This is a genomic window from Vibrio sp. 10N.247.310.24 (assembly GCF_041467175.1).
GTDB lineage: Bacteria > Pseudomonadota > Gammaproteobacteria > Enterobacterales > Vibrionaceae > Vibrio > Vibrio tasmaniensis_A.
Genome location: NZ_JBFSUD010000017.1, coordinates 19,636 through 43,241 on the forward strand (window position 1 = coordinate 19,636; position 23,606 = coordinate 43,241).

Annotated in this window: 23 protein-coding genes; 1 reads left to right on the forward strand and 22 read right to left on the reverse strand. The window is 44.6% G+C overall.

Annotation, left to right across the window (positions count from 1 at the left end; genetic code table 11):
• Nucleotides 1-166 precede the first annotated feature (166 nt).
• Nucleotides 167-1,630, reverse strand: a complete 1,464-nt coding sequence (gene guaB / locus AB6E08_RS07750; protein ID WP_004735127.1) for an IMP dehydrogenase — start codon at nucleotides 1,628-1,630, stop codon at nucleotides 167-169.
• 340 nt (nucleotides 1,631-1,970) lie between these two features.
• On the opposite strand from guaB, the gene xseA reads away from it, so the two are divergent.
• Nucleotides 1,971-3,248 (forward strand): exodeoxyribonuclease VII large subunit, encoded by a 1,278-nt coding sequence (gene xseA / locus AB6E08_RS07755; protein ID WP_372065357.1) that lies wholly within the window; start codon nucleotides 1,971-1,973, stop codon nucleotides 3,246-3,248.
• A gap of 89 nt (nucleotides 3,249-3,337) precedes the next feature.
• Here xseA and AB6E08_RS07760 read toward each other — a convergent pair whose 3' ends face one another.
• From AB6E08_RS07760 to trmJ, 21 genes are all read right to left on the reverse strand, one after another.
• Nucleotides 3,338-3,565, reverse strand: a complete 228-nt coding sequence (locus tag AB6E08_RS07760; RefSeq protein WP_009848301.1) for a zinc ribbon domain-containing protein — start codon at nucleotides 3,563-3,565, stop codon at nucleotides 3,338-3,340.
• Between the two features lie 42 nt (nucleotides 3,566-3,607).
• On the reverse strand, nucleotides 3,608-4,603 hold the full coding sequence (locus AB6E08_RS07765; protein WP_017098067.1) for a sensor domain-containing diguanylate cyclase: 996 nt from the start codon (nucleotides 4,601-4,603) through the stop codon (nucleotides 3,608-3,610).
• A 290-nt stretch (nucleotides 4,604-4,893) separates the two neighbouring features.
• Nucleotides 4,894-5,796, reverse strand: a complete 903-nt coding sequence (locus AB6E08_RS07770; RefSeq protein ID WP_371995822.1) for an alanyl-tRNA editing protein — start codon at nucleotides 5,794-5,796, stop codon at nucleotides 4,894-4,896.
• A 132-nt stretch (nucleotides 5,797-5,928) separates the two neighbouring features.
• Nucleotides 5,929-7,410, reverse strand: coding sequence for a ribosome biogenesis GTPase Der (gene der / locus AB6E08_RS07775; RefSeq protein WP_010440555.1), 1,482 nt, complete (start codon nucleotides 7,408-7,410; stop codon nucleotides 5,929-5,931).
• 158 nt (nucleotides 7,411-7,568) lie between these two features.
• Complete coding sequence (bamB, locus tag AB6E08_RS07780; protein WP_009848297.1) at nucleotides 7,569-8,729, reverse strand: outer membrane protein assembly factor BamB; 1,161 nt, start codon at nucleotides 8,727-8,729, stop codon at nucleotides 7,569-7,571.
• A gap of 10 nt (nucleotides 8,730-8,739) precedes the next feature.
• Entirely contained in the window at nucleotides 8,740-9,354 is a 615-nt protein-coding gene (locus tag AB6E08_RS07785; RefSeq protein WP_065678454.1) for a YfgM family protein, read from the reverse strand.
• A 79-nt stretch (nucleotides 9,355-9,433) separates the two neighbouring features.
• Nucleotides 9,434-10,702, reverse strand: a complete 1,269-nt coding sequence (gene hisS, locus AB6E08_RS07790) for a histidine--tRNA ligase (RefSeq protein WP_371995821.1) — start codon at nucleotides 10,700-10,702, stop codon at nucleotides 9,434-9,436.
• Between the two features lie 70 nt (nucleotides 10,703-10,772).
• Nucleotides 10,773-11,894, reverse strand: a complete 1,122-nt coding sequence (ispG, locus tag AB6E08_RS07795) for a flavodoxin-dependent (E)-4-hydroxy-3-methylbut-2-enyl-diphosphate synthase (RefSeq protein WP_009848294.1) — start codon at nucleotides 11,892-11,894, stop codon at nucleotides 10,773-10,775.
• A gap of 7 nt (nucleotides 11,895-11,901) precedes the next feature.
• The gene (rodZ, locus tag AB6E08_RS07800; protein ID WP_371995820.1) at nucleotides 11,902-12,867 is read right to left on the reverse strand and encodes a cytoskeleton protein RodZ; all 966 of its coding nucleotides are present in this window, start codon (nucleotides 12,865-12,867) and stop codon (nucleotides 11,902-11,904) included.
• Nucleotides 12,868-13,308: 441 nt separating this feature from the next.
• Entirely contained in the window at nucleotides 13,309-14,451 is a 1,143-nt protein-coding gene (locus tag AB6E08_RS07805) for a bifunctional tRNA (adenosine(37)-C2)-methyltransferase TrmG/ribosomal RNA large subunit methyltransferase RlmN (RefSeq protein WP_009848292.1), read from the reverse strand.
• A 390-nt stretch (nucleotides 14,452-14,841) separates the two neighbouring features.
• Complete coding sequence (ndk, locus tag AB6E08_RS07810; RefSeq protein WP_010440533.1) at nucleotides 14,842-15,276, reverse strand: nucleoside-diphosphate kinase; 435 nt, start codon at nucleotides 15,274-15,276, stop codon at nucleotides 14,842-14,844.
• 106 nt (nucleotides 15,277-15,382) lie between these two features.
• A complete protein-coding gene (gene pepB, locus AB6E08_RS07815; protein WP_017098071.1) occupies nucleotides 15,383-16,678 on the reverse strand; it encodes an aminopeptidase PepB in 1,296 nt (431 codons plus the stop codon).
• Nucleotides 16,679-16,884: 206 nt separating this feature from the next.
• Nucleotides 16,885-17,085 (reverse strand): Fe-S cluster assembly protein IscX, encoded by a 201-nt coding sequence (gene iscX / locus AB6E08_RS07820; protein WP_004735099.1) that lies wholly within the window; start codon nucleotides 17,083-17,085, stop codon nucleotides 16,885-16,887.
• Between the two features lie 92 nt (nucleotides 17,086-17,177).
• On the reverse strand, nucleotides 17,178-17,516 hold the full coding sequence (gene fdx, locus AB6E08_RS07825) for an ISC system 2Fe-2S type ferredoxin (RefSeq protein WP_017098073.1): 339 nt from the start codon (nucleotides 17,514-17,516) through the stop codon (nucleotides 17,178-17,180).
• A 20-nt stretch (nucleotides 17,517-17,536) separates the two neighbouring features.
• Entirely contained in the window at nucleotides 17,537-19,387 is a 1,851-nt protein-coding gene (gene hscA, locus AB6E08_RS07830) for a Fe-S protein assembly chaperone HscA (protein ID WP_371995818.1), read from the reverse strand.
• Nucleotides 19,388-19,409: 22 nt separating this feature from the next.
• A complete protein-coding gene (hscB, locus tag AB6E08_RS07835) occupies nucleotides 19,410-19,925 on the reverse strand; it encodes a co-chaperone HscB (protein WP_009848288.1) in 516 nt (171 codons plus the stop codon).
• 80 nt (nucleotides 19,926-20,005) lie between these two features.
• The gene (iscA, locus tag AB6E08_RS07840) at nucleotides 20,006-20,329 is read right to left on the reverse strand and encodes an iron-sulfur cluster assembly protein IscA (protein ID WP_004735095.1); all 324 of its coding nucleotides are present in this window, start codon (nucleotides 20,327-20,329) and stop codon (nucleotides 20,006-20,008) included.
• Between the two features lie 101 nt (nucleotides 20,330-20,430).
• Complete coding sequence (gene iscU, locus AB6E08_RS07845) at nucleotides 20,431-20,808, reverse strand: Fe-S cluster assembly scaffold IscU (protein ID WP_004735094.1); 378 nt, start codon at nucleotides 20,806-20,808, stop codon at nucleotides 20,431-20,433.
• A gap of 33 nt (nucleotides 20,809-20,841) precedes the next feature.
• Nucleotides 20,842-22,056, reverse strand: coding sequence for an IscS subfamily cysteine desulfurase (locus AB6E08_RS07850; RefSeq protein ID WP_009848287.1), 1,215 nt, complete (start codon nucleotides 22,054-22,056; stop codon nucleotides 20,842-20,844).
• A 27-nt stretch (nucleotides 22,057-22,083) separates the two neighbouring features.
• The gene (gene iscR, locus AB6E08_RS07855; RefSeq protein WP_012603310.1) at nucleotides 22,084-22,605 is read right to left on the reverse strand and encodes a Fe-S cluster assembly transcriptional regulator IscR; all 522 of its coding nucleotides are present in this window, start codon (nucleotides 22,603-22,605) and stop codon (nucleotides 22,084-22,086) included.
• Between the two features lie 116 nt (nucleotides 22,606-22,721).
• Nucleotides 22,722-23,450: a tRNA (cytosine(32)/uridine(32)-2'-O)-methyltransferase TrmJ gene (gene trmJ / locus AB6E08_RS07860; RefSeq protein WP_004735091.1), complete on the reverse strand. Its 729-nt coding sequence runs from the start codon at nucleotides 23,448-23,450 to the stop codon at nucleotides 22,722-22,724.
• Nucleotides 23,451-23,606: the final 156 nt, after the last annotated feature.

Here is a 23,606-nt window from a genome sequence, read left to right on the forward strand (position 1 = left end):
GCTGCTCTATTCAACAAAGAGTTCTGATAAGTAGTTATTCTACAATCAAAAATTCTAACGAAGTTATCGAGGTTTTTAACAAGCTAGGATGATCAGTTATTTACTACGATTGGTATATTAATGTGCCGACTAAATCAGCACATTATTCAAACGTTTGGACGTATTATTAACCTAAACGGTAGTTAGGTGCTTCTTTCGTGATTTGAACATCGTGTACGTGAGATTCTTTCATGCCCGCACCAGAGATACGAACAAACTCAGCTTTAGTACGCATGTCTTCAACAGTTGCAGAACCCGTTAGGCCCATGCTTGAGCGTAAACCGCCCATCTGTTGGTGAACGATCTCTTTTAGACGACCTTTGTATGCGATACGACCTTCAATACCTTCTGGAACAAGCTTGTCTGCAGCGTTATCAGATTGGAAGTAACGGTCAGAAGAACCTTGAGACATAGCGCCAAGAGAACCCATACCACGGTAAGACTTGTAAGAACGACCGTTGTAAAGGATAACTTCACCCGGTGCTTCTTCAGTACCCGCGAACATTGAACCAACCATCACACAAGATGCGCCAGCAACGATAGCTTTACAGATATCGCCAGAGAAGCGGATGCCGCCATCTGCGATTACTGGAATACCGTATTCGTTTGCTACTTCAGCTGCGTCTGCAATTGCTGTTACTTGAGGAACACCAACACCAGTAACGATGCGAGTCGTACAGATTGAACCCGGGCCGATACCTACTTTAACCGCACTAACACCCGCTTCGATAAGAGCACGAGCGCCAGCGCCAGTTGCTACGTTACCACCGATAATTTGTAGGTCAGGGTATGCAGCACGCGTATCGCGGATACGGTTAAGTACGCCTTCAGAGTGACCGTGTGAAGAGTCGATAAGTAGAACGTCTACGCCAGCTTCAACTAGAGCAGCAACGCGCTCTTCGTTACCAGCACCAGCACCAACAGCTGCACCTACACGTAGGCTGCCGCGCTCATCTTTACAAGCGTTTGGTTTACGTTCTGCTTTGTGGAAATCTTTTGCAGTGATCATTCCCGTAAGTTGGAAGTCATCATTTACAACAAGAACTTTTTCAACACGCGCTTCGTGCATTTTCTCTTGAACTTCTTCACGAGTTGCACCTTCTTTAACAGAAGCAAGGCGAGCTTTAGGCGTCATTACTACGTCAACTTTCTTAGAAAGGTCAGTCACAAAGCGAACGTCACGGCCAGTAATAATACCAACAAGTTCGTTTGTTTCAGTAACAACAGGGAAACCGGCGAAGCCGTGTTTTTGAGTAAGAGCTACAACATCAGCGATTGTCGCGTCAGGGTTTACAGTAACAGGGTGAGAAACCACACCTGCTTCGTAAATTTTAACCTGGCGAACCATTTCAGCTTGCTGTTCAATAGACATGTTCTTATGAATGAAGCCTATTCCGCCTTCTTGCGCCAGTGCAATCGCTAGGCGAGCTTCTGTCACAGTATCCATCGATGCAGAGATCATTGGGATGTTTAGGGAAATATTCTTCGTCAACTGAGTGCGAAGATCAGCTGTATTAGGGAGAACGGTGGAGTGTGCTGGCACTAGCAGTACGTCGTCGAATGTCAGCGCTTCTTTGGCAATTCTTAGCATTTGCAATATCTCACAATAATAGGAGTAAAAAGAAACAATCCAATCTCATCGTTTCGCCTAATGAGGGCAGCCAATTAAGGAAAATCAAGCTGCATTTGGATTAGATATTGCGGACGGATTATACGGCCAACGAAATCGCTTGGCTACACATTTTTATACTTTTAATTTGCATTTACCCCCTTGCTATGTATTATATTGCCGCTATCTTCCATACTCACGCCCAGTGAGATTCCAAGAGAAAGACCTTCCTTCAAGGATAGATAGCGCTTCTATGACCAATCCAAACATCTTTACTGTTTCTCGCCTCAATTCAGAGGTTCGTCTCCTATTAGAAAACGAAATGGGAATAGTCTGGCTCGTTGGTGAAATCTCAAATTTCTCTGCACCTGTCTCTGGTCACTGGTACCTCACGCTTAAAGACTCTCGCGCTCAAGTTAAGTGCGCTATGTTTCGTGGCAATAACCGTCGTGTGACTTTTAAGCCTCAGAACGGTAATCAAGTGCTAGTTAAAGCGCGCCTATCTCTTTATGAGCCACGCGGTGATTATCAACTCATCATCGAAAGCATGCAGCCAGAAGGTGACGGCAAGCTTCAGCAAGAGTTTGAAAAACTTAAGATGAACTTGGCAGCGGAAGGTTTATTTGCTCAGTCCAGTAAACAAATTCTTCCAGAACATCCTAAATGCGTTGGCGTTATCACCTCTAAAACAGGCGCAGCCCTCTTCGATATTCTCGATGTACTGAAAAGACGCGATCCTTCATTGCCTGTTGTGGTTTACCCAACCATGGTTCAGGGCGAAGAAGCGGCGATTCAAATTGCTCAAGCGATTGGGCGTGCCAATGAACGCAATGAGTGTGATGTATTGATCGTTGGCCGAGGCGGCGGTTCTTTGGAAGATCTATGGTGCTTTAATAATGAGATCGTAGCTCGCACCATTGCAGCAAGCCAGATCCCGATTATCAGTGCCGTTGGGCATGAAATCGATGTCACTATCGCGGATTTCGTCGCAGATATGCGTGCTCCAACGCCATCAGCAGCCGCTGAATTAGTTAGCCGTGACAACAGTCATAAAGAGCAAGCTTATGCGTCTAAACGTGCTCGTTTAGTGAGTGCGATTCGTCATGTGTTAATCAAACAAGCGCAATCAACTCAGACGTTGAAATACCGCTTAGAGAAACAACACCCGAGCTACCAACTGCAAAAGCAGAGTCAGCAGCTTGATGACTTAGACATGCGTTTGCGTCGTGGTATGACTCAATACCTAAAGCAGCATGCACAGCGTGTTGAGCGCAAACAGCACCAGCTTCAGCTGAACTCACCAGTGAAACGCCTTGGTGAACAAAAACTGCATCTGCAACGTTCAGAGCAAAAGCTATTGGATGCAATGGATAAAACACTACTAACTACTCGCCACCAACTAGCCATGGCTGCCGAGAAGTTAGAAACAGTAAGTCCATTAGCAACCCTAAAACGTGGCTACAGTATTACCCATTCAGCATCGAGCAAGACCCTGTCATCGATTAACGACGTCGAAGTGGGCGAAGTGATCACCACCCAAGTTGAAGACGGTGTTATTGAGTCGCAAGTGACCACAAGAGTCGCTAAGAGCGAGCTCTAGGTTCATTAGATACAAAAAAGACCCAACACTTTGGTATTGAGTCTCTGACATAACATTACAGATAGTCGTTTAAGCGATTCGGCTTAAGTCTATTCAGCAGGCTGAAATACGAACTTTACTCTCGATTTAGATTTAAGCTCATTACACTCACCATTACAAAAATAGCTCGCTGCACCACAGGCTTGAAGCTTCTCAAGTTGGCTGCTGCACTCAGGGCAAAACCCAACCTTAGTAAAGTGTGCCTGACAACTTTCACAGTGATACTTTCCATCCCAACCTAGCTCTGATTGGCACTTAGGGCAGATATTTTCACTCATTAGCATTTCCTAATTCACTACTTTTTTTACAATCTACTACTGCTAAGACTTAGCTTGCTTGATTTGGTACATGTTCTTATCAGCTTGTGCGATCAAGCCTTCCAATGACTCAGGATCTTTATCATAAGAAAGTCCAACGCTGACAGAAAACTGAGTGCCATCGATATAGAGCGCTTGTTCCAAGGTTCTTTCTAAGCTTAGATAAAAGTTCAGCACACTTTCTTGATCATCGAAGCAAGAGAACACGACAAACTCATCGCCCCCATAGCGCCCTATCTTGGCACAGGCAGTCGTTGCCTCATCAAGCACTTTTGCAACGGCTAACAACACATCATCACCAAAGCTGTGGCCAAACGTATCGTTTATTGACTTAAATTTATCGACATCAACAAACAGGCATGCCATCACTTTTTCAGTAAAACAGCGGTTAGTTAACACCTGCTCGGCTTCTCTCAGCAATGCTCGGCGATTCAAACTGTGTGTTAGGGAGTCCCGATTGGCAAAAAAGTTGAGTTGATTCTCTAACTCATACTTCTCAAGCGCGACTGAATACAGAGAAGCCAATAACTCTAAGATCTCAAGTTCAAACTCATGAGGTTCAGAGATGTACTGACTGTAAATTGCGAAGGTACCTAATACGTGACCATGTGAAGAGATGATTGGCACTGACCAACATGCATGAAGATTGGCCTGATTGGTTAAGGCTAAGAAAGGAGTCCAATTCGGGTGTGCATTAATATTGGAGACCATGACAGCTTTCTTAAGTGCCGCCGCTTCGCCACAAGAACCAATTCCGGCACCAACCCCCACCCCTTCTATCTGCTGGTTATAAAAATCAGGCAAGTTTGGAGCATATTCTAAATGTAATGTATTCGATTCGGGGTTTAGCAATAGGATAGAGGCCATCCTTTGACCAAAAATCTGCTCGGTGAGTTGAATGATCTTACGATTTAATTCTTTGCGATCCAACCCAAGGGCAAGCTTTCGAAGCAAACTGTTTACTGCTCGGTGACCTTCTAATAAAAATTGTTGTTTCATTCACTAAAGCTTTCAATTATATGGTGGGAACAGCTTGTTCTTATGCAAGCCTATATACTGGTCAATATTAACACACTAAATTACCACAACACACCACCGAAGATCATAGGTTGATCTTTTGCTTTATCTACTTTGATCAGCGATCTACCCCAAAAAGAATATTTATATCACCACACACCGAAAGCATAAGTTACATATGCTGCATTTCAATTTACAATAGAATATATAACTAGAAGAAAACAAATAAAACCAACAGTGCAGAACAATCTATTTTCGATCTTTAATTGAGATCATCGAGATACACACGTCTGCATTTCGATATGTTGGTCATCTAATTGGGTTAACTTAACCGACAATGCCTTAAGTTCTGAAGTATTGTCGATGTGAGTACCACCACACGGAATAGACACTAAAGTCTCGTCATCTAGCTGCCATTCCCAGTAGCGAGAGTCTGTTAACGCCTCACCTTCTAGTCTCATCGTTACAAGAGTCGATTCAGCAAGCCAGCCTGCAATCATCTGGTTGATATTGGCCTCAATGCCATCAAGGTTCGTTAGCATGTCAGCAACGTTCAGACCGCGTTTCTTCAAGGTTTTACCTAAACGATACTTATCGGTACACAACTCTGGAGTCACAAAGCTAGTCACCTGTGCGTAGCTATTGAAGTCATAGCTGCCGAGTGGATCTTTTCTGTCCGCATCTTTACGCCAGTAACTCTCAGCCAATACTTTATTCAACGCTAAGAAAGCAATATGTCCGGCACTATGACCGCGGCTCAAACTGGCTTGGTGCTCTTTATCAACCGACAACACGACTTCGTCGTTAACCTTAATCATGGAAGCTGATACAGGTAGCTGGTGGACAACCACAAACGCCCACCCTTCCGTATCACGCTTAACAGGGATATCTGCTGCAATATAAAGATTTCCAGTAGATTGCTCTATTGCACCGACAAGGCAATCTTCAACAATATACTGTTCACCACCTACGCTGACAAAACCTCGGTCTGCTGGGTGATCGGGCCAAATATGACTCACAGGGTGGAAAGGTGTCACGTCAGTGATCAAGTAAGTTTTGCTGTCGTCACTTTCAACGTACACCGCTTTTGCATTGAGCAACCAAGTTTGATGACAAAATTGAGTGATGGTTGGTGTGATTGCTGACGCTGGTGTAATCAAATCGCTAGTGGTCATATCATTCTTCTTTTGGAATCTAGTCTAAGTCGCTAGCTGATAACGGAATCAAAGACGCGATTATCAGATAACGTGAATTTTACTTAAAAAAATACCCGAGACAGGCTCGGGTATCAAATCTATTGGAAAGGTTTACTTACGACCTTTAACCATGCTCATCATACGTTTACGTTTACGTTCTTGAGAAATTGTCAGCTTGTTAGTCTTAGCTTCAAATGGGTTCTCGCTGTTCTGGAATTGAATGCGAATAGGTGTACCCATAATTTCTAGTGAACGACGGTAGTAGTTCATCAAGAATCGTTTGTATGAATCTGGCAAGTTACGTACTTGGTTACCGTGGATAACGATAATCGGTGGGTTGTAGCCACCAGCGTGCGCGTATTTCAATTTAACACGACGACCACGAACCATAGGTGGTTGGTGATCATCAGTCGCCATCTTCATGATACGAGTAAGTACAGAAGTACCAACACGAGTCGTTGCTGACTTATAAGCTTCTTGAACAGACTCAAACAAGTGACCAACACCAGTACCGTGAAGTGCAGAGATAAAGTGAATACGTGCGAAATCAACGAAACCTAAACGACGATCTAGTTCTTTCTTAACACGATCTTTAACGTCGTTATCTAGGCCATCCCACTTGTTTACGGCAATAACAATTGAACGACCAGCATTCAACGCAAAGCCTAACAAGCTTAGATCTTGATCTGAGATGTTCTCGCGAGCATCGATAAGCAGTAATACAACGTTAGCATCTTCAATCGCTTTCAGTGTTTTAACCACTGAGAACTTCTCAACTGTTTCGTTGATATTTTTACGGCGACGAACACCCGCAGTATCAATCAGAACGTATTCACGCTCATCACGCTGCATCGGAATGTAGATAGAGTCACGAGTTGTACCTGGCATATCGTAAACAACAACACGTTCTTCACCAAGAATACGGTTAGTTAGTGTTGATTTACCTACGTTAGGACGACCAATGATCGCTAGCTTAATCGGTTGATCTTGAAGGCGCTTGAATTCTTCTTCCGCTTCTTCTTCAGTGAAATCAACTTGCTCTTCTTCTTCGTCTTCAAATTCAGTTAAATCGCTTACTTCGCCATTCTCAGCTTTTAACGCTTCAGCGAATGGGTTTAGAGCAAGATCAATCAACGCAGTTACACCACGACCGTGCGCTGCAGCGATTTGGTACATGTCTTCTACGCCTAGTTGCCAGAAATCAGCACTTGCAGCATCAGGGTCGATACCATCAACCTTGTTTACTACTAGCATTGAAGGCTTTTCTAGTTGACGAAGGTGCTTAGCAATAGCTACGTCTGAAGGTGTTAGACCCGCACGGCCATCTACCATAAATAGAACGACATCAGCTTCATCAATCGCCGCTAGCGACTGTTCAGCCATTTTAGTTTCAACACCTTCTTCGGTACCGTCGATACCACCAGTGTCGATAACAATAAAGTCATGCTCGCTAAAATGAGCATGACCGTATTTACGGTCACGCGTTAAGCCAGGGAAATCCGCAACCAATGCATCACGAGTTCGAGTCAATCGGTTAAATAACGTAGATTTACCTACGTTCGGACGCCCTACTAGAGCAACAACAGGTACCATAACAACCTCTACAATTTCTTCTCTAAATGTAGTTATAGGTAAGCACTTGATCGCAAGTTTAAACTCTTACCTATAACCACACGGTTTATTAATTTATAACAACAAAACGGCTCCTAGCTGTTACCAACCAGGAGCCGACTGTGAATTATATCACGCTTTTATTGGCTAATCGTTAGTTTCTTTACATCGCCATTGCGAGTCGTCACTAAGTAGCCTTCAGGCATTTCAATTGGCGCAACCGCAAAGCCGCTATCATCGACCAACTGTTGAGCAACAAACTCACCCGATGAACGATCTAACCAGTGCAGATAACCTTCAGTATCACCAACAACCACATAACCATTAATAATAGCAGGTGCTGTCAGTAAGCGGTTTTCTAACAATGGAGTGCTCCACAGTTCAGTACCACTACGCGCATCAACCGCAACCACATGGTCTTTGTCAGTCACAACGAACAAACGGCTACCATCACTCGCTAAATCAATCGCTGACGAGTAGTTACGTTTCCAAACTGGCTTACCAGAACGAAGATCGATAGCAATCAGTTGACCATTGATACCTACGGTATATAGGGTACCGCCAAGAACAACCGGTGATGCATCAACATCAACTAAACGATCAATTTCCGTTGCGCCTTTTGGCGTGCCAACCGGCTGTTGCCAAATAAGCTGACCACGATCAACGATAGCTGCGGCTAAACGACCATTTGCCGTACCCCAGAATACACCACCAGAAACAGTAACAGGCGAGCTATCGCCACGAAGTGTTAGGCTTGGTACTTCAGTACTAATGGTCCATTTTTGCTCACCGCTTTCTTGATCTAACGCGGTCAACATGCCACGACTGGTATGAACAATAACCATGTTGCTTTCAGTTGCAGGGGATGCAAGCACCTCACCATTCACTGATACACGCCACAGCTCTTCACCGGTTGATTCATCCAGCGCGATCACTTCGCCATTTTCAGAACCAACAAATACCTTACCGTAAGCTGCCGTTAAGCCACCCGATAAACGAGCCAGTACTTCTTTCTCAAGATCGACTTTCCAAAGCTCTTTACCTGTTTCAGGGTCAAGCGCTTTAACCATACCTTCACGGCTTGCAACAAATACTTTGTCGTAAGCCAATTCCGGCGTTAGTTTTGAAAAGTAGTGACCAACACCATCACCAACCGACGTAGACCATTCCTGGCTAGGAGTAAACTCGCTGTTTACCGTTGGTACTGGTGCCATGATTACGGTGTCCTCTTCACTTGCACAGCCCGCTAGCAGGCCAAGAGCAATCGCACACAACGCCGCTTTTGGAAACATCTTCTTCATTCAAAGCGCCTTATTTAGCTAGGTCGTCAAGTTTGATTTGAAGCGTTTGGCTCGCATCAGCAGCTTGTTGAGCTTCAGAGTATGCACTGTAAGCTGCATCTGTGTCGCCTTTACGAAGTGAGATATCACCACGCAGTTCAGCAACACGGCCTTTCCAAGATTCGTCAGTCATCGCTTCAAGATCAGTCAATGCTGCGTCAAATTCACCTTGCTCAGCTTTGATACGAGCAACACGGTAAGTCAGTAGTGGCGCTAATGCCGCGTCCTTAGTTGCCGATTTTGCCCACTCAAGTTGTTCTAGTGCAGCTGTAAGGTCACCCGCTTGAACTTGCGCTTTTGCTAATTGCATAGCAGCAAGTACTGAATATTCAGCGTCTTTGTTTGCGTCGATGAAAGCTTGAATATCAGATTGAGCATCAACGCCTTTAGCATCTAGAGCTGAGATTGCAGAGGTGTAGCTTTCTGAAGCGGCTTCACGCGCTTCAACGACTGAATCTTGGTAATAGCGCCAACCAAATAGGCCACCTAAACCAATAACCGCACCAAAGATTACGGCTTTGCCGTTCTCTTTCCACCAATCTTTAATGGCTTCAACTTGTTGCTCTTCGCTATCGTAAAGTTCCACTTCCTGTCCTCTTTAATTCTTTAAACGCCAGCATAGTGCTGACGTTGATATTCATGATGAGCGTTTGCTCAATGGCTAATTAGATTAGCGCAGCAACTTTCTCTGCAACTTCCGTTTGAGACACGGTTTCTTGCTCGCCGCCAACCAAATCTTTTAGCACAACTGTATTGTCAGCAACTTCGTTCTCACCAAGTACCAGCGCCACAACAGCCCCTACTTTGTCAGCACGTTTGAATTGCTTCTTGAAGTTACCACCACCGAAGTGGTTCATTACACGTACGCCTTCAACGGTGTCGCGTAATTGATTCGCTAACTGCATGCCCGCGATCATAGTACCTTCGCCAGCAGCAACCACGTATACGTCAACGCTACGACGAACTTCTGTAAGCTCTAGCGTTTCCATCATAAGAACCAGACGCTCTAGACCCATTGCGAAGCCAACAGCATTGGTTGCTTTGCCGCCTAGTTGCTCAACAAGACCATCGTAACGACCGCCGCCACAAACAGTACCTTGAGCACCAAGACTGTCAGTGATCCACTCAAATACTGTGCGGTTGTAGTAATCTAGGCCACGTACTAGACGCTCATTAACTTGGTATTCGATACCAACAGCGTCAAGAAGTTCACACAAACCAGCAAAATGTTGCTTCGATTCTTCACCTAAATATTCAGATAGTCGAGGTGCGTCACCTAAGATCGCTTGAACATCCGGGTTCTTAGTATCCAAAACACGTAGAGGGTTAGTGTGCATGCGACGTTTACAGTCTTCATCTAGCACATCAATGTGTTGCTCAAGGAAAGACACTAACGCAGTACGGTAGCTTACGCGATCTTCTTGAGAACCGATTGAGTTCAATTCAAGACGAACGTGCTTATCGATACCTAGTTCACGCCATAGACGTGCTGTCATCATAATAAGTTCTGCGTCAACGTCTGGACCATCTAGGCCAAACACTTCAACACCACATTGGTGGAATTGACGGTAACGACCTTTTTGAGGACGCTCGTGACGGAACATCGGGCCCATGTACCATAGGCGCTGTTCATCACGGTTAATAAGGCTGTTTTGAATACATGAACGTACACAACCTGCTGTTCCTTCTGGACGCAGCGTTAGGCTGTCACCATTGCGGTCATCAAAGGTATACATCTCTTTAGAAACAACATCAGTCTCTTCACCAACCGCACGGCTAAATAAGTTTGTTTCTTCAACGATAGGCATACGTACTTCGTTGTAACCGTATGCGCTCACCACACTTTTAACTGCGCTTTCTACTTTCTGCCACAGTGGTGATTGAGTTGGAAGGCAGTCGTTCATGCCTCGAATTGCTTGGATATTTTTAGCCACAGTATTTATTCCGTAATTTCTCACGACCAGGTATCAGTGCGAATAGACAATCACACCCCATCGCGTTGTATTAATCTTCTAAGTTTTCTACATCAATGCGATTTGCTTTATCAAGCACTGATGCTTTTGCACGAATCTTAGCTTCAAGTTTGTCGACAAGGTCATCGTTATCGAAGCGCTCTTTCTGACGCTTACCGTCTTCGTAAAAAGCACTCTTACGTGCACTACCAGCTAGACCTAAGTGAGACACTTCAGCTTCACCAGGGCCGTTAACCACACAACCGATGATAGATACATCCATTGGAGTAATCACGTCTTCTAGGCGCTCTTCAAGGGCATTAACGGTGTTAATAACATCGAACTCTTGACGAGAACAGCTCGGGCACGCAATGAAGTTGATGCCACGCGAGCGAATGCGCAAAGATTTAAGAATATCAAAGCCAACTTTGATCTCTTCAACAGGATCAGCCGCTAACGAGATACGCAGCGTATCGCCGATACCTTCAGAGAGAAGCATGCCTAAACCTACCGCTGACTTCACAGAACCTGCACGCGCACCACCCGCTTCGGTAATGCCAAGGTGAAGAGGTTGATCAATCTGCTTAGCAAGCAAACGGTAAGAACCGACGGCTAGGAATACATCAGACGCCTTAACGCTGACTTTAAATTGATCAAAGTTCAAACGGTCTAGGATGTCGACGTGACGCATTGCAGATTCAACAAGCGCTTCTGCTGTAGGCTCTGTGTATTTCTCTTGGATCTCTTTTTCAAGAGAACCACCGTTAACACCAATACGAATCGGGATATTCATATCACGAGCACAATCCACAACAGAGCGAATGCGGCTTTCGTTACCGATGTTACCTGGGTTGATACGCAGACAGTCAACGCCGTATTCAGCCACTTTAAGTGCGATACGGTAGTCGAAGTGAATATCAGCAACCAAAGGAACAGAGACCTGCTGCTTGATTAGCTTAAAGGCTTCAGCTGCATCCATAGTCGGTACAGATACGCGAACGATATCAGCGCCAACTTTTTCCAGAGCTCTAATTTGAGCAACGGTCGCGGCTACATCTGTTGTTCTTGTGTTGGTCATGGATTGCACAGCAATTGGTGCACCATCACCGATCGGCACATCACCCACATAAATACGGGTTGATTTGCGACGAATAATAGGAGATTCGTGTTGCATATTAACTCTAAGGTAAGGTTATTCTAGCTACTTTGCCTGAAGTATACCCAGAAAGGTCGACAGGTTCACTTGCAAATGTCATCGATACGCCCTCTGGCGCACCTAGAATCACTTTATATGGCGCAGTTCCTGATAGATTTAACGACTGGCCTGCTTTTTTGATGCCAGTCGACAAGGTTTTGCCCGAAGCATCTTTCACTTGGATCCAGCAATCAGCAGAGAACTGCATCACTAACTCGTTAATCACAGCTTCAGGCGCAGTGCTTGCTTCAACAGCTTCTGCATTAACAGCAATTTCAGTATTAACAGCAACTTCAGCAGTTGGTTCTGTCTCTGTTGCTTGCTGTGCAGTAGTTTCGTCAGTTGAAGTAACAGAATCTTCCGCATCGCTTATCGCAGCAAGGTCATCAGTATCTTCAACTACAGAAGTACCCTCTTCATTTTGTTCAGCTTCAATCACTTCTAAAGAGGTGAATTCAGGGGCAAGTGATTCTTCTACAGCTAGCTCTTCTGAGCTTTCAGTATTAGCTAAAGATTGAGATAGGGTGTCTTGTTGTTGGTTCTGCCACCACCACAGTGAGGAGATACCCGCAATTACCGCAAAAATGCTCCAAGTAAGGATCATAATACGGCTGTTGTGCTTCTCGGTTTTAGTCTTACGAGAAAAGCTCAACATTTCTTGTTCTTGATGTTGAGCGTCACCAGCATGATGGAGCGCGCTCAATACGACCTTTTCGTCAAGATTGACGTATTTCGCGTATGAACGAATGTAGCCACGCATAAAGGTGGCAACTTGATCTGACTCGAATTGGTTTTCTTCAATTTGTTGGATCAGCGTAACGCGCAGCTTTAAACGATCAGAAATCTGCTTTTGTGTTAAACCAAGAGATTCTCGTTTATTTTTAAGCAGCGTTCCCGCTTCGATTTCTGGAGCGACAGTTTCTTTTGTTTGTGTTTCGTGTTCTGTGTTCATAGAGAGTGAACTTCTAAAGTATTATCGCAGGTTGATGAGAGCATTTTTATTGTCGTTTAAGCTCAATCTAACAACCCACTTTATGTGGAATTTTTCCTGTTATCTAAATCATCAACCCTTAAAGACGAACATCACCCATTGACTATGGATGACCTTCTCAGGAAGCTAGTTTATCAAGTAGCCAACCTAAATAGACACATTGACGATTATCGGGTAACAAGCGAGCACTTAAATTAATTTAAGATGAGTTAATCATAAGCTAATGCCATTGCAAGGCAAAAACACTTTAAACAAAATTTACCGTCAGCTCATGGTTTTGTCCAAAATTTGACGAAAAATGTAAGAAAGCATGGGGAAAAAATCCAATTATTGGAAATTCACCTTCCAGAAAAGCAACAAGCCAGAAGGAATCCTTCTGGCTTGTTTAGATCTAAATGGTATTTAAACCGCTTTTACTTGAATCACATCACCTGCGATCAAGTTAGCTTCAGAGGCGGCTTTCAGCATTTTAGTACGCTTGGTTCTATCAATAACATCACCAACCAGCTGACCACATGCGGCATCAATATCATCACCACGAGTTTTACGAACCGTTACTGTGTAGTTGTATTCCATCAGCGTTTTTTGGAAGCGATCAATACGAGAGTTGCTTGGCTTCTTATAAGGCGACCCCGGATAAGGGTTAAATGGAATCAAGTTGATCTTACAAGGCGTATCTTTCATTAGCTCAGCAAGTTCACGAGCATGGTCCATATCATCATTCACATGATCCAACAGAACGTACTCAACCGTTACTTTGCCGCGGTTAGCATTTGAAGAAGCAATGTAGCGACGAACCGATGCTAGGAAGTCTTGAATATCCCAACGGTCGTTGATTGGCATGATTTGGCTACGTAGTGCATCGTTTGGTGCGTGTAGAGAGATCGCCAGAGCTACATCAATGTTATCTGTCATCTGATCAAGACCAGAAACAACACCAGATGTTGATACGGTTACACGACGCTTAGACAGTGAGAAACCTAGATCATCAAGCATCAGCTCCAATGATGGAATTAGGTTCTTCATGTTTAGTAGAGGCTCACCCATACCCATCATTACGACGTTAGTAATTGGACGACGACCCGTTTCTTTCTCTAAACCGATTTCACGTGCTGCACGCCAGATTTGACCAACGATCTCTGAAACTTTCAGGTTACGGTTGAAGCCTTGTTGAGCTGTAGAGCAGAATTTACATTCAAGCGCACAGCCTACTTGCGAAGATACACATAGCGTCGCACGGTCACCATCTGGGATGTATACAGTCTCAACGTCTTGGTCACCAACGCTCATCGCCCATTTAATGGTGCCATCCGCAGAGTGCTGAGCTTCAGAAACGATAGGTGCAACAATCTCACAGCGATGCAGCAGTTTCTCACGTAACTTTTTGTTGATGTTGTTCATTTGTTCGAAGTCATCGACACCGAAGTGATAAATCCACTTCATCACTTGCTCTGCTCGAAACGCTTTCTCATTCAGTTCTTCTGTGAAAAATTTACGAAGACCTTTACGATCAAAATCGAGTAGATTGACTTTAGCTGTGGTCATGATGCCTCTCAATGACGGAACAATAATTAAGGGCGCGAATTGTACAGCCTTTACGCAACTTCAACAAGCACTGTAAAACCTTGTGTTTACTAAGACATTCAAACTTAAGTGATTAAAATTTACACAGTCAAATTTACCTGCTTAAGTTCGGCCAATTCAAAGAGAGATTCCCGATTACGCTCCTCCGTCGCTTTCGGGAATGACGGGCTTTAACCACCTAATACTCGCACCCTCTCCGACCTCCTACTAACGCGACTTGTTCGTCATTCCAGAACCGAGGAACGAGGTATCTGGAATCTCGCTTTCACTACACCTCTTTTTCCATAATCCATCAGAAACGAAAAAGGCTTCACCGAAGTGAAGCCTTTATTGATATTTGCTGTTGTCTGCTTATTCAGCTGGACGCGGGCAAATTTCAGATTCTGGGAAGAAGAATTCGATTTCGCGAGCCGCAGATTCAGGGCTATCACTGCCGTGTACTGAGTTGTAACGCATGCTGATTGCGTAGTCAGCACGGATAGTGCCGCATGCAGCTTCTTCTGGGTTTGTTTTGCCCATCAATTCACGGTAACGAGCAATCGCGTTTTCGCCTTCAAGTACTTGAACCATGATAGGACCAGAAGTCATAAACTCTTTAAGAGCCGGAAAGAATTCTTTGCCTTCGTGTTCTGCGTAGAAGCCACTTGCTTGTTCTTCAGTAAGACGAACCATTTTAGCAGCAATAATTTCTAGGCCAGCCTTTTCGATGCGGTGGTAGATTTCACCGACAAGGTTACGCTTAACTGCATCCGGCTTAACAATTGAGAACGTTCTTTCTAGAGCCATAGGGATTCCTTCACTTCATTTTTTTGTTATTAAATACTGAAATTACTAAGATCATTCGATCTGAGTTTATGAATAAGCGGTATCGAAATACCGCTCACTCTTATTATTATTTTGCTTGGTCGATAAGAAGACGAGCCAGTGTACGAACACCCATACCAGTCGCGCCTGCTGCCCACTTATCACTTGATGACTTGCGGTAAGTACCCGCGCAATCCATGTGAATCCAACCTTTTTTGTAGTCATCTACAAAGTAAGAAAGGAACGCGGCAGCTGTACTTGCACCCGGAGTGTAATCACCAGAGCTGATGTTTGAAAGATCAGCAAAGTTTGAAGGCAACATACCACGGTGGAAATCAGCAAGAGGCAATGGCCATAGACCTTCTTTCTCTTGGTTCGCAGCCGTTAGTGCTTGATGAGACAACTCATCATCAAAGCTCAATAATGCGTGGTAGTCGTTACCTAATGCATTTTTAGCCGCGCCTGTTAGCGTTGCACAGTCGATGATCAACTCTGGATTCTGAGCGCTTGCGAACATCAGGCCATCAGCTAAAACTAAACGACCTTCCGCATCGGTATTCATGATCTCGACAGTCTTACCATTTTTGTAAGTAATGATGTCGCCGAGCTTCAATGCACGACCAGAGATCATATTCTCTGCACAACATAGGATAAGCTTAATGCGCTTGTTCAGGCCACGTTCAATCGCTAGACCTAAACCACCGGTAATAGTCGCTGCGCCACCCATGTCAGCCTTCATTGCTGTCATGAATTGACCTGGCTTGATGCTGTAACCGCCTGAGTCGAAAGTGATACCTTTACCCACAAGACAAGCAAACACGGGTGCGTTTTCATCACCGGTTGGGTTGAAGTCCAATTGAAGCATTGCTGAAGTACGCTCAGAGCCGCGGCCTACCGCATAGATGCCTTCCCAACCTTCAGTTAGGAGATCTTTGTCTTTAACGATTTTCGCTTTAACGGTGCCCGCAGGAGCCACTGATTTGATGTATTCAGCTGCCATTGTCGCTAATTGACGAGGGGCAACTTCTTCTGCCGTTTTGTTGATGATGTCACGAGTCCAATCTGTCGCGCGGATACGTGCTTCTAATTCAACTTGATCAGCTTCAGCTAGAGCATCCCACTCCAATGCATTTTTTTTCTTTGGTCCACGGTAGCCTTGGTAAAAAGCCCAAACGCTTTCTAGATCCCAGCCTTCACCGCTAAGTGCAACCAATGCGATACCTTGTCCGTCAAGCGTACGACCCGCACGTTGAACCGCGCCTAGATCGTGGCCTTCACCAATGTGAATTGTCGCTCCCGCTTCTGAGAACGATAAAATAGCTCTTGCTCCCCACTGAGGCTGGGCAGCTTCTTGACTTAAAAATACTGACATCTGTGTAGACATGATTTCTCCTTGTCATGAACCACTTTGAGTATGTGATTCTGATTGTTTTTTATTAGCGCACTGATGTTAGCATTATGTAGGAGGAAAATGTCATTTTGATAAAAAAACGGACCATAAGGTCCGCTTTTTTTAGTAAGAATTGTTAACTTGACTGCGTTTTACATTGGACTGATACCAACCCGCGACCAAGTGATTAGACAAGAGGATTAATCCATCTCATCCATCCAGCACAATATAATGGCCTCTAGAATTTTCTCATTCGAGTGATTCGGCTCATCATCAAAATCTTCAAGATCTAGCACCCATTGATGCAAGTCCGTGAAGCGTACTGTTTTAGGATCGGTATCTGGGTATAAATCACATAGTTCAATCGCAATATCTCGCGAATCAATCCATTTCAAACTCATAACATTTCCTTATCTTTATCAGCGACGATTTGTCATCTTAGTGACTTATATTCTATGCCAGTTTTACTAACAGTTTTAGTCGAGCTTATTTCTTAATGCTCTTCAGAAGCTAAGTTCAATGTGTACTTTGGAATCTCTACAACAAGATCCGAATCAGCCACTTTAGCTTGGCAACCAAGGCGAGATTCCATCTCTAAACCCCATGCTTTATCTAGCATGTCGTCTTCTAGGTCATCACTCTCTTCTAATGAGTCGAAACCTTCACGAATCACGACGTGACATGTAGTACATGCACACGACTTCTCACATGCGTGTTCAATACCAATACCGGCCTTCAGTGCAACATCAAGAACCGTCTCACCAGTTTTTGCTTCTAAAACAGCGCCTTCTGGACATAGATCTTCGTGAGGTAAAACAATAATCTTTGGCATGTTTATCTATTCTCTAACTATTAAATATTATCGACTGACTGACCTGACAGTGCAGCTCGAATTGATTTATCCATACGACGAGAAGCAAAGTCTTGGCTCGCTTTGTCGGTATTCTTAATTTCTAGTTCGATGGCATCAGCGCTTTCGCCATTGCGCACTTCAATCAGTGCTTCAATAGCTTGCAGAAGGTGCTGATTTTCTTGCTCATCAAGCAGCTCATCGCCATCCGCTTGCATTGCTGCAATAAGGCCTTCGATAACACGATCTGCTTCTACACGTTGCTCAGCGAGAGCACGCGCTTGCATGTCTTCTTTAGCAAACGTCATCGAATCTTTCAGCATGCTCGCCACTTCATTGTCGCTTAAGCCGTAAGACGGTTTAACCTGAATTTCAGCTTGAACACCTGTGCTCTTCTCCATAGCAGTAACCGATAGCAGGCCATCAGCGTCTACTTGGTAAGTCACACGAATATGCGCCGCACCAGCCGCCATTGGTGGAATACCTTTTAGAGCAAAACGAGCCAATGAACGACAGTCGTCGACCATTTCGCGCTCGCCTTGCACGGTGTGCACTGTCATTGCAGTTTGACCGTCTTTGAATGTAGTAAATTCTTGTGCGCGAGCTACAGGGATCGTGGTATTGCGTGGAATGATCTTTTCGACCAAGCCACCCATGGTTTCGATACCTAGGGAAAGAGGAATAACATCAAGCAGCAGCATTTCAGAGTCAGGCTTGTTGCCGACTAAGATATCCGCTTGGATAGAAGCGCCAATCGCAACCACTTCATCTGGGTTAATACTGGTTAATGGCGTACGACCAAAAAAGTCACCGACCATTTCACGTACAAGCAATGTACGAGTTGAACCGCCGACCATCACGACTTCTAGAACATCATCCGCGTCAACTTCGGCATCTTTCAATGCACGACGACATGAAAGCAGTGTTTTCTTCACAAGCGGCTTGATGATCTCTTCAAACTCTTCACGAGTTAATGAACCAGCCCAACCCAAAACTTCAACATTAACGCTTTCAGCTTCAGATAAGCCAATCTTCGCTTCTGTTGCTGCATCTAGAAGAATACGATTCTGTTCTGCGGTTAGCTCTGATAAGCCCATTTGCTCTTGGAAGTGCTCTGCGATCAAGTGGTCAAAGTCGTCTCCGCCTAATGCAGAGTCGCCACCCGTTGCTAATACTTCAAAAACACCTTTAGACAGGCGTAAGATAGAGATATCAAACGTGCCACCGCCAAGGTCATAAACCGCAATCACCCCTTCTTTACCTGAATCCAGACCGTAAGCAATCGCTGCCGCAGTAGGTTCATTAAGAAGACGTAACACGTGAAGACCAGCAAGTTGAGCCGCGTCTTTCGTACCAGCACGCTGTGCATCATCAAAATACGCAGGAACCGTAATTACGGCGCCAGATAACTCACCGCCTAGCGTAGACTCAGCACGTTGGCCAAGCGCTCGTAGAATATCAGCAGAAACCTGGATTGGGTTCTTGTTGCCTTGTTCTGTACGGATCACAGGTAAACCATTATCACTTTCTTCAAACTGATATGGCAGAGACGGGTATCGCTGTTGAATATCTGACAGTGAACGACCGATTAATCGCTTAACTGAGATAATGGTATTTTTAGGGTCAGTCTGCGCGTTAGCACGAGCTTCATCGCCAGTGGTGTACGACTCTGACGTATAGTGAACAACTGAAGGTAAAATGCTTCGACCTTGTTGATCAACGAGTGTGCTCGCCTCGCCACTGCGTACTGCAGCAACCAACGAGTTTGTTGTACCTAAATCAATACCCACAGCAAGCTTGTGCTGGTGAGGAGCGGCGCTTTGCCCTGGTTCTGCAATCTGAAGTAGTGCCATGGATGTGTCCTTGTTATACAAACTAGCCGATCAAACGATCTTCAACTAATTCGATTTCATTCTTTAATTTTGCAATAAACTTAAGCTTTCTTACTCGGTCTGCAGCTTCTAGCCAAGCTTCGCTTTCGAGTTCTTGTTGGATAGCGCTTAATTGTTGTTTATACATTTTGCTAACCTTGCCTTCAAATGCAAATAGCGCATCTTCGGGATCAGAACTGTCTGCGATGTCTTCTAGCTCTTCACGCAATTCCATCTGCTCCATCAGGAACATCGGATCTTGCATGGTTTGTTGTTCGCCACGAATGTCTTCACCGTGTTGAACTAGCAGGTATTCTGCTCGGCTGATTGGATTCTTCAATACCTGGTACGCATCGTTGATCTGTGCCGCTTTTTGCACGGCTAATAAGCGGTCACGCTCAGAAGCTATCGCAAATTTATCAGGATGGAATTGGCGTTGCAGATCTCTAAACTGAGAAGAAAGAAGGCTACCATCCAGTTGAAACTGAAGTGGTAGCCCAAATAATTCGAAATGATTCATGTAAAGGTGGTCCTAAGTTTAGGCTCTTTGTTCAGAGCCTAATTTTATTCTTCGCTTACAACGCTTAACGATTCAAGCGTTTAAACATTGAAGCTCTCACCACAACCACATTCGCCTTTCGCGTTCGGGTTGTTGAATTCAAAACCTTCGTTTAGGCCTTCTTTTACATAATCAAGCTCAGTACCATCAAGGTATACTAGGCTCTTTGGATCAATGATGACCTTAACACCTGAATGCTCAAACACTTCGTCTTCTTCGTTAAGCTCGTCAACGAATTCCAGTACATACGCCATACCCGAACAGCCAGTAGTTTTTACTGCTAAGCGTAACCCGAGACCTTTACCACGGTTATCTAGGAAAGCTTGAACTCGGCTTGCTGCCGTATCTGTCATGGTGATGGCCATACTACAACCTTGTGTTTTATATAAATTGAGAACTCAGGGGGAGCACAAAGGATGCTCCCAAATATTACTTTTTTGTCGACGTAATTACGTTATTGAAGCGATTAGTGCTTCTTTTTGTAATCCGCAACAGCTGCTTTGATTGCATCTTCAGCAAGAATTGAACAGTGAACTTTCACTGGTGGCAACTCAAGCTCTTCTGCGATTTCAGAGTTTTTGATTGCAGCTGCTTCATCAATACTTTTACCTTTAACCCACTCAGTTACTAGTGAGCTAGAAGCGATTGCGCTACCGCAACCGTAAGTCTTGAATTTTGCGTCTTCAATAATACCTTCTGCAGATACTTTGATTTGCAGTTTCATTACGTCACCACAAGCCGGTGCGCCAACCATGCCGCTACCTACACTTGGGTCTTCTTTATCAAACGAACCTACATTACGTGGGTTTTCGTAGTGATCAATTACTTTTTCGCTATATGCCATGATAGTTACCTCGAATCCTCTATTTCCGTGAGATTAGTGATGAGCCCACTCAACAGTGTTCAAATCAATCCCTTCTTTATACATATCCCATAGAGGAGACATGTCGCGTAATTTGTTTACCGCTACACGGATTTGTGCAATCGCGTAGTCGATTTCTTCTTCCGTTGTGAAACGGCCGAATGAGAAACGTACTGAGCTGTGTGCCAGTTCATCGTTCAGACCAAGAGCACGTAGAACGTATGAAGGCTCTAGGCTTGCTGATGTACATGCAGAACCTGATGATACCGCTAGGTCTTTTAAAGACATAAGCAGAGATTCACCTTCAACGAAAGCAAAGCTCACGTTTAGGTTGTGTGGTACACGTTGGTCTAAGTCGCCGTTTACGGTTACTGCTTCTAGATCTTGAACACCTTTCAATAGGCGCTCACGAAGTGCTAGTGCGTGATCGTAATCTTTCTGCATGTCTTGCTTAGCGATAGCAAACGCTTCGCCCATACCCACGATTTGGTGAGTAGCAAGCGTACCAGAACGGAAACCACGTTCATGACCGCCACCGTGCATTTGCGCTTCAAGGCGAATACGTGGCTTACGACGAACGTACAAAGCACCGATGCCTTTAGGGCCGTATGCTTTGTGTGCAGACATAGAGATAAGATCAACTTTCATCTCTTTTACGTCTAGTGGGATTTTACCCGCAGACTGCGCCGCATCAACGTGGAAGATGATCTTGCGTGCACGACATAATTCGCCGATTGCACCGATATCTTGGATTACACCAATCTCGTTGTTTACGTGCATGATAGAAACTAGAACAGTATCTTCACGCATTGCAGCTTGTAGCTTGTCTAGATCAATGATGCCGTTTGCTTCTGGCTCAAGGTATGTCACCTCAAAGCCTTCACGCTCTAATTGGCGACATGGATCAAGAACCGCTTTGTGTTCTGTTTTGCACGTGATTACGTGCTTACCTTTCTTCTCGTAAAAGTGCGCAGCACCTTTGATAGCAAGGTTATCTGACTCTGTAGCACCTGACGTGAAAACAATCTCACGTGGGTCTGCATTTAGTAGATCGGCAATTTGCTCACGAGCATTATCTACTGATTCTTCTGCCTGCCAGCCGTAACGGTGTGAACGAGATGCAGGGTTACCGAAGTTACCGTCCATCGTCATGCACTGAACCATTTTTTCAGCAACACGTGGATCGACTGGGCATGTAGCTGAATAGTCAAAGTAAATAGGCAGTTTCATTTTCTACTCCAATGTAAAAACTGACCGCTAAGAGCGGGCATTAACACCGTGAGGTGCTGCACTAATCGTTGTAGTGCTCGTATTTTTATGTGCAAAACCATTATTAACCGCAAGATCGATATCTTGACGATCAGAAATTTCTAAAACTTCGTTATCTTTCATTAGCTCACCGAGCGTAATGTCGTTTAAGAAGCTGCTGATTCGGGAGCTTAAATCACGCCATAAAGTGTGAGTTAAACAACGAGTACCACCTTGGCAATCTGCTCGACCGTGACACTTAGTTGCATCGACTGATTCGTCAACTGCAGCAATTACAGTTCCGACAGCGATGTCGCTCGCTTCAGCACCTAAACGGTAACCACCGCCAGGACCACGAACACTAGCAACCAAGCCAGCTTTACGTAACTTAGAAAAAAGTTGTTCTAAGTAAGATAACGAGATGCCTTGTCGCTCTGAAATATCAGCCAGGGGAACTGGGCTTTTTTGCGAATGCAGTGCTACATCTAGCATAGCTGTTACCGCATATCTTCCTTTAGATGTAAGTTTCATATCACACCGTATCCACATTGTTTATGTGGTTGGAATTTTCCCATACCCGACTAAATTGGTCAAGTATTTAGTTGACTATTTTAGTCAGGTATTCACCCTTAAGGTTTGTATGGGCTTTATTTGTCGTTTTTGCTCTTCTCAATTGAAGTCAAAATGCCGCGTAGAGTGTTGATCTCTTGCAGCTCTGGACGAGCTCGACTGAACAAACGACGTAGCTTATTCATCACCTGACCCGGCTTATCCTTAGAGATAAATTGGGTATCAATGATCACTTTTTCAAGGTGCTCATAGAACATTTCTAGTTCTTCGTGACGAGGGTACTCATCTTGTTGCTGCGGCTGGTACTGGCTCGCCACCATATCAAGGTGTGCTACACGCACTTCATAGCTAAGAGTCTGTACTGCCATTGCTAGGTTTAGTGAGCTGTATTCTGGGTTTGCAGGAATACATACATGGAAATGACACTTCTGAAGCTCATCATTGGTTAAGCCAGTACGCTCACGGCCGAACACTAACGCTACAGGGTGCTTTTGACCTTCAACTGCAAATTTTTGTCCACATTCACGCGGCTCAAGCATTGGCCATTCAAGCGTACGAGAGCGTGCACTCGAACCAACCACCAAACCACAGTCTTTTACTGCTTCATCCAGTGTAGAAACGATGGTCGCGTTTTCCGCGATGTCACCTGCACCCGCAGCCAGTGCTAAGGTCTGCTCGTCAACTTCACATTGAGGGTCTACAAGAACTAACTGACTCAAACCCATCACTTTCATTGCGCGAGCTGCTGATCCGATATTTCCCGAATGAGACGTACCAACCAGAACGACTTTTACATTGTCTAACATGCTATATGACACCACTTTAAAAATAATCGCGAGATATTAACACATAGCTAAGTAAAATGGTCAGACCCTTCTCGGAATGTGAAATCAAGAGTTCAAAAAATAACCACTTCCCTTTTGGGGAAACTTTGGTATACTCGCCGCCGCTTTAAACTGTTC

Bases quoted from the DNA above. Each gene is read 5' to 3' on its own strand.
- guaB (WP_004735127.1), bottom strand. From the start codon at position 1,630: ATGCTAAGAATTGCCAAAGAAGCGCTGACATTCGACGACGTACTGCTA.
- xseA (WP_372065357.1), top strand. From the start codon at position 1,971: ATGGGAATAGTCTGGCTCGTTGGTGAAATCTCAAATTTCTCTGCACCT.
- AB6E08_RS07760 (WP_009848301.1), bottom strand. From the start codon at position 3,565: ATGAGTGAAAATATCTGCCCTAAGTGCCAATCAGAGCTAGGTTGGGAT.
- AB6E08_RS07765 (WP_017098067.1), bottom strand. From the start codon at position 4,603: ATGAAACAACAATTTTTATTAGAAGGTCACCGAGCAGTAAACAGTTTG.
- AB6E08_RS07770 (WP_371995822.1), bottom strand. From the start codon at position 5,796: ATGACCACTAGCGATTTGATTACACCAGCGTCAGCAATCACACCAACC.
- der (WP_010440555.1), bottom strand. From the start codon at position 7,410: ATGGTACCTGTTGTTGCTCTAGTAGGGCGTCCGAACGTAGGTAAATCT.
- bamB (WP_009848297.1), bottom strand. From the start codon at position 8,729: ATGAAGAAGATGTTTCCAAAAGCGGCGTTGTGTGCGATTGCTCTTGGC.
- ispG (WP_009848294.1), bottom strand. From the start codon at position 11,894: ATGCAACACGAATCTCCTATTATTCGTCGCAAATCAACCCGTATTTAT.
- rodZ (WP_371995820.1), bottom strand. From the start codon at position 12,867: ATGAACACAGAACACGAAACACAAACAAAAGAAACTGTCGCTCCAGAA.
- AB6E08_RS07805 (WP_009848292.1), bottom strand. From the start codon at position 14,451: ATGACCACAGCTAAAGTCAATCTACTCGATTTTGATCGTAAAGGTCTT.
- ndk (WP_010440533.1), bottom strand. From the start codon at position 15,276: ATGGCTCTAGAAAGAACGTTCTCAATTGTTAAGCCGGATGCAGTTAAG.
- pepB (WP_017098071.1), bottom strand. From the start codon at position 16,678: ATGTCTACACAGATGTCAGTATTTTTAAGTCAAGAAGCTGCCCAGCCT.
- iscX (WP_004735099.1), bottom strand. From the start codon at position 17,085: ATGAGTTTGAAATGGATTGATTCGCGAGATATTGCGATTGAACTATGT.
- fdx (WP_017098073.1), bottom strand. From the start codon at position 17,516: ATGCCAAAGATTATTGTTTTACCTCACGAAGATCTATGTCCAGAAGGC.
- hscA (WP_371995818.1), bottom strand. From the start codon at position 19,387: ATGGCACTACTTCAGATTGCAGAACCAGGGCAAAGCGCCGCTCCTCAC.
- hscB (WP_009848288.1), bottom strand. From the start codon at position 19,925: ATGAATCATTTCGAATTATTTGGGCTACCACTTCAGTTTCAACTGGAT.
- iscA (WP_004735095.1), bottom strand. From the start codon at position 20,329: ATGGCCATCACCATGACAGATACGGCAGCAAGCCGAGTTCAAGCTTTC.
- iscU (WP_004735094.1), bottom strand. From the start codon at position 20,808: ATGGCATATAGCGAAAAAGTAATTGATCACTACGAAAACCCACGTAAT.
- AB6E08_RS07850 (WP_009848287.1), bottom strand. From the start codon at position 22,056: ATGAAACTGCCTATTTACTTTGACTATTCAGCTACATGCCCAGTCGAT.
- iscR (WP_012603310.1), bottom strand. From the start codon at position 22,605: ATGAAACTTACATCTAAAGGAAGATATGCGGTAACAGCTATGCTAGAT.
- trmJ (WP_004735091.1), bottom strand. From the start codon at position 23,450: ATGTTAGACAATGTAAAAGTCGTTCTGGTTGGTACGTCTCATTCGGGA.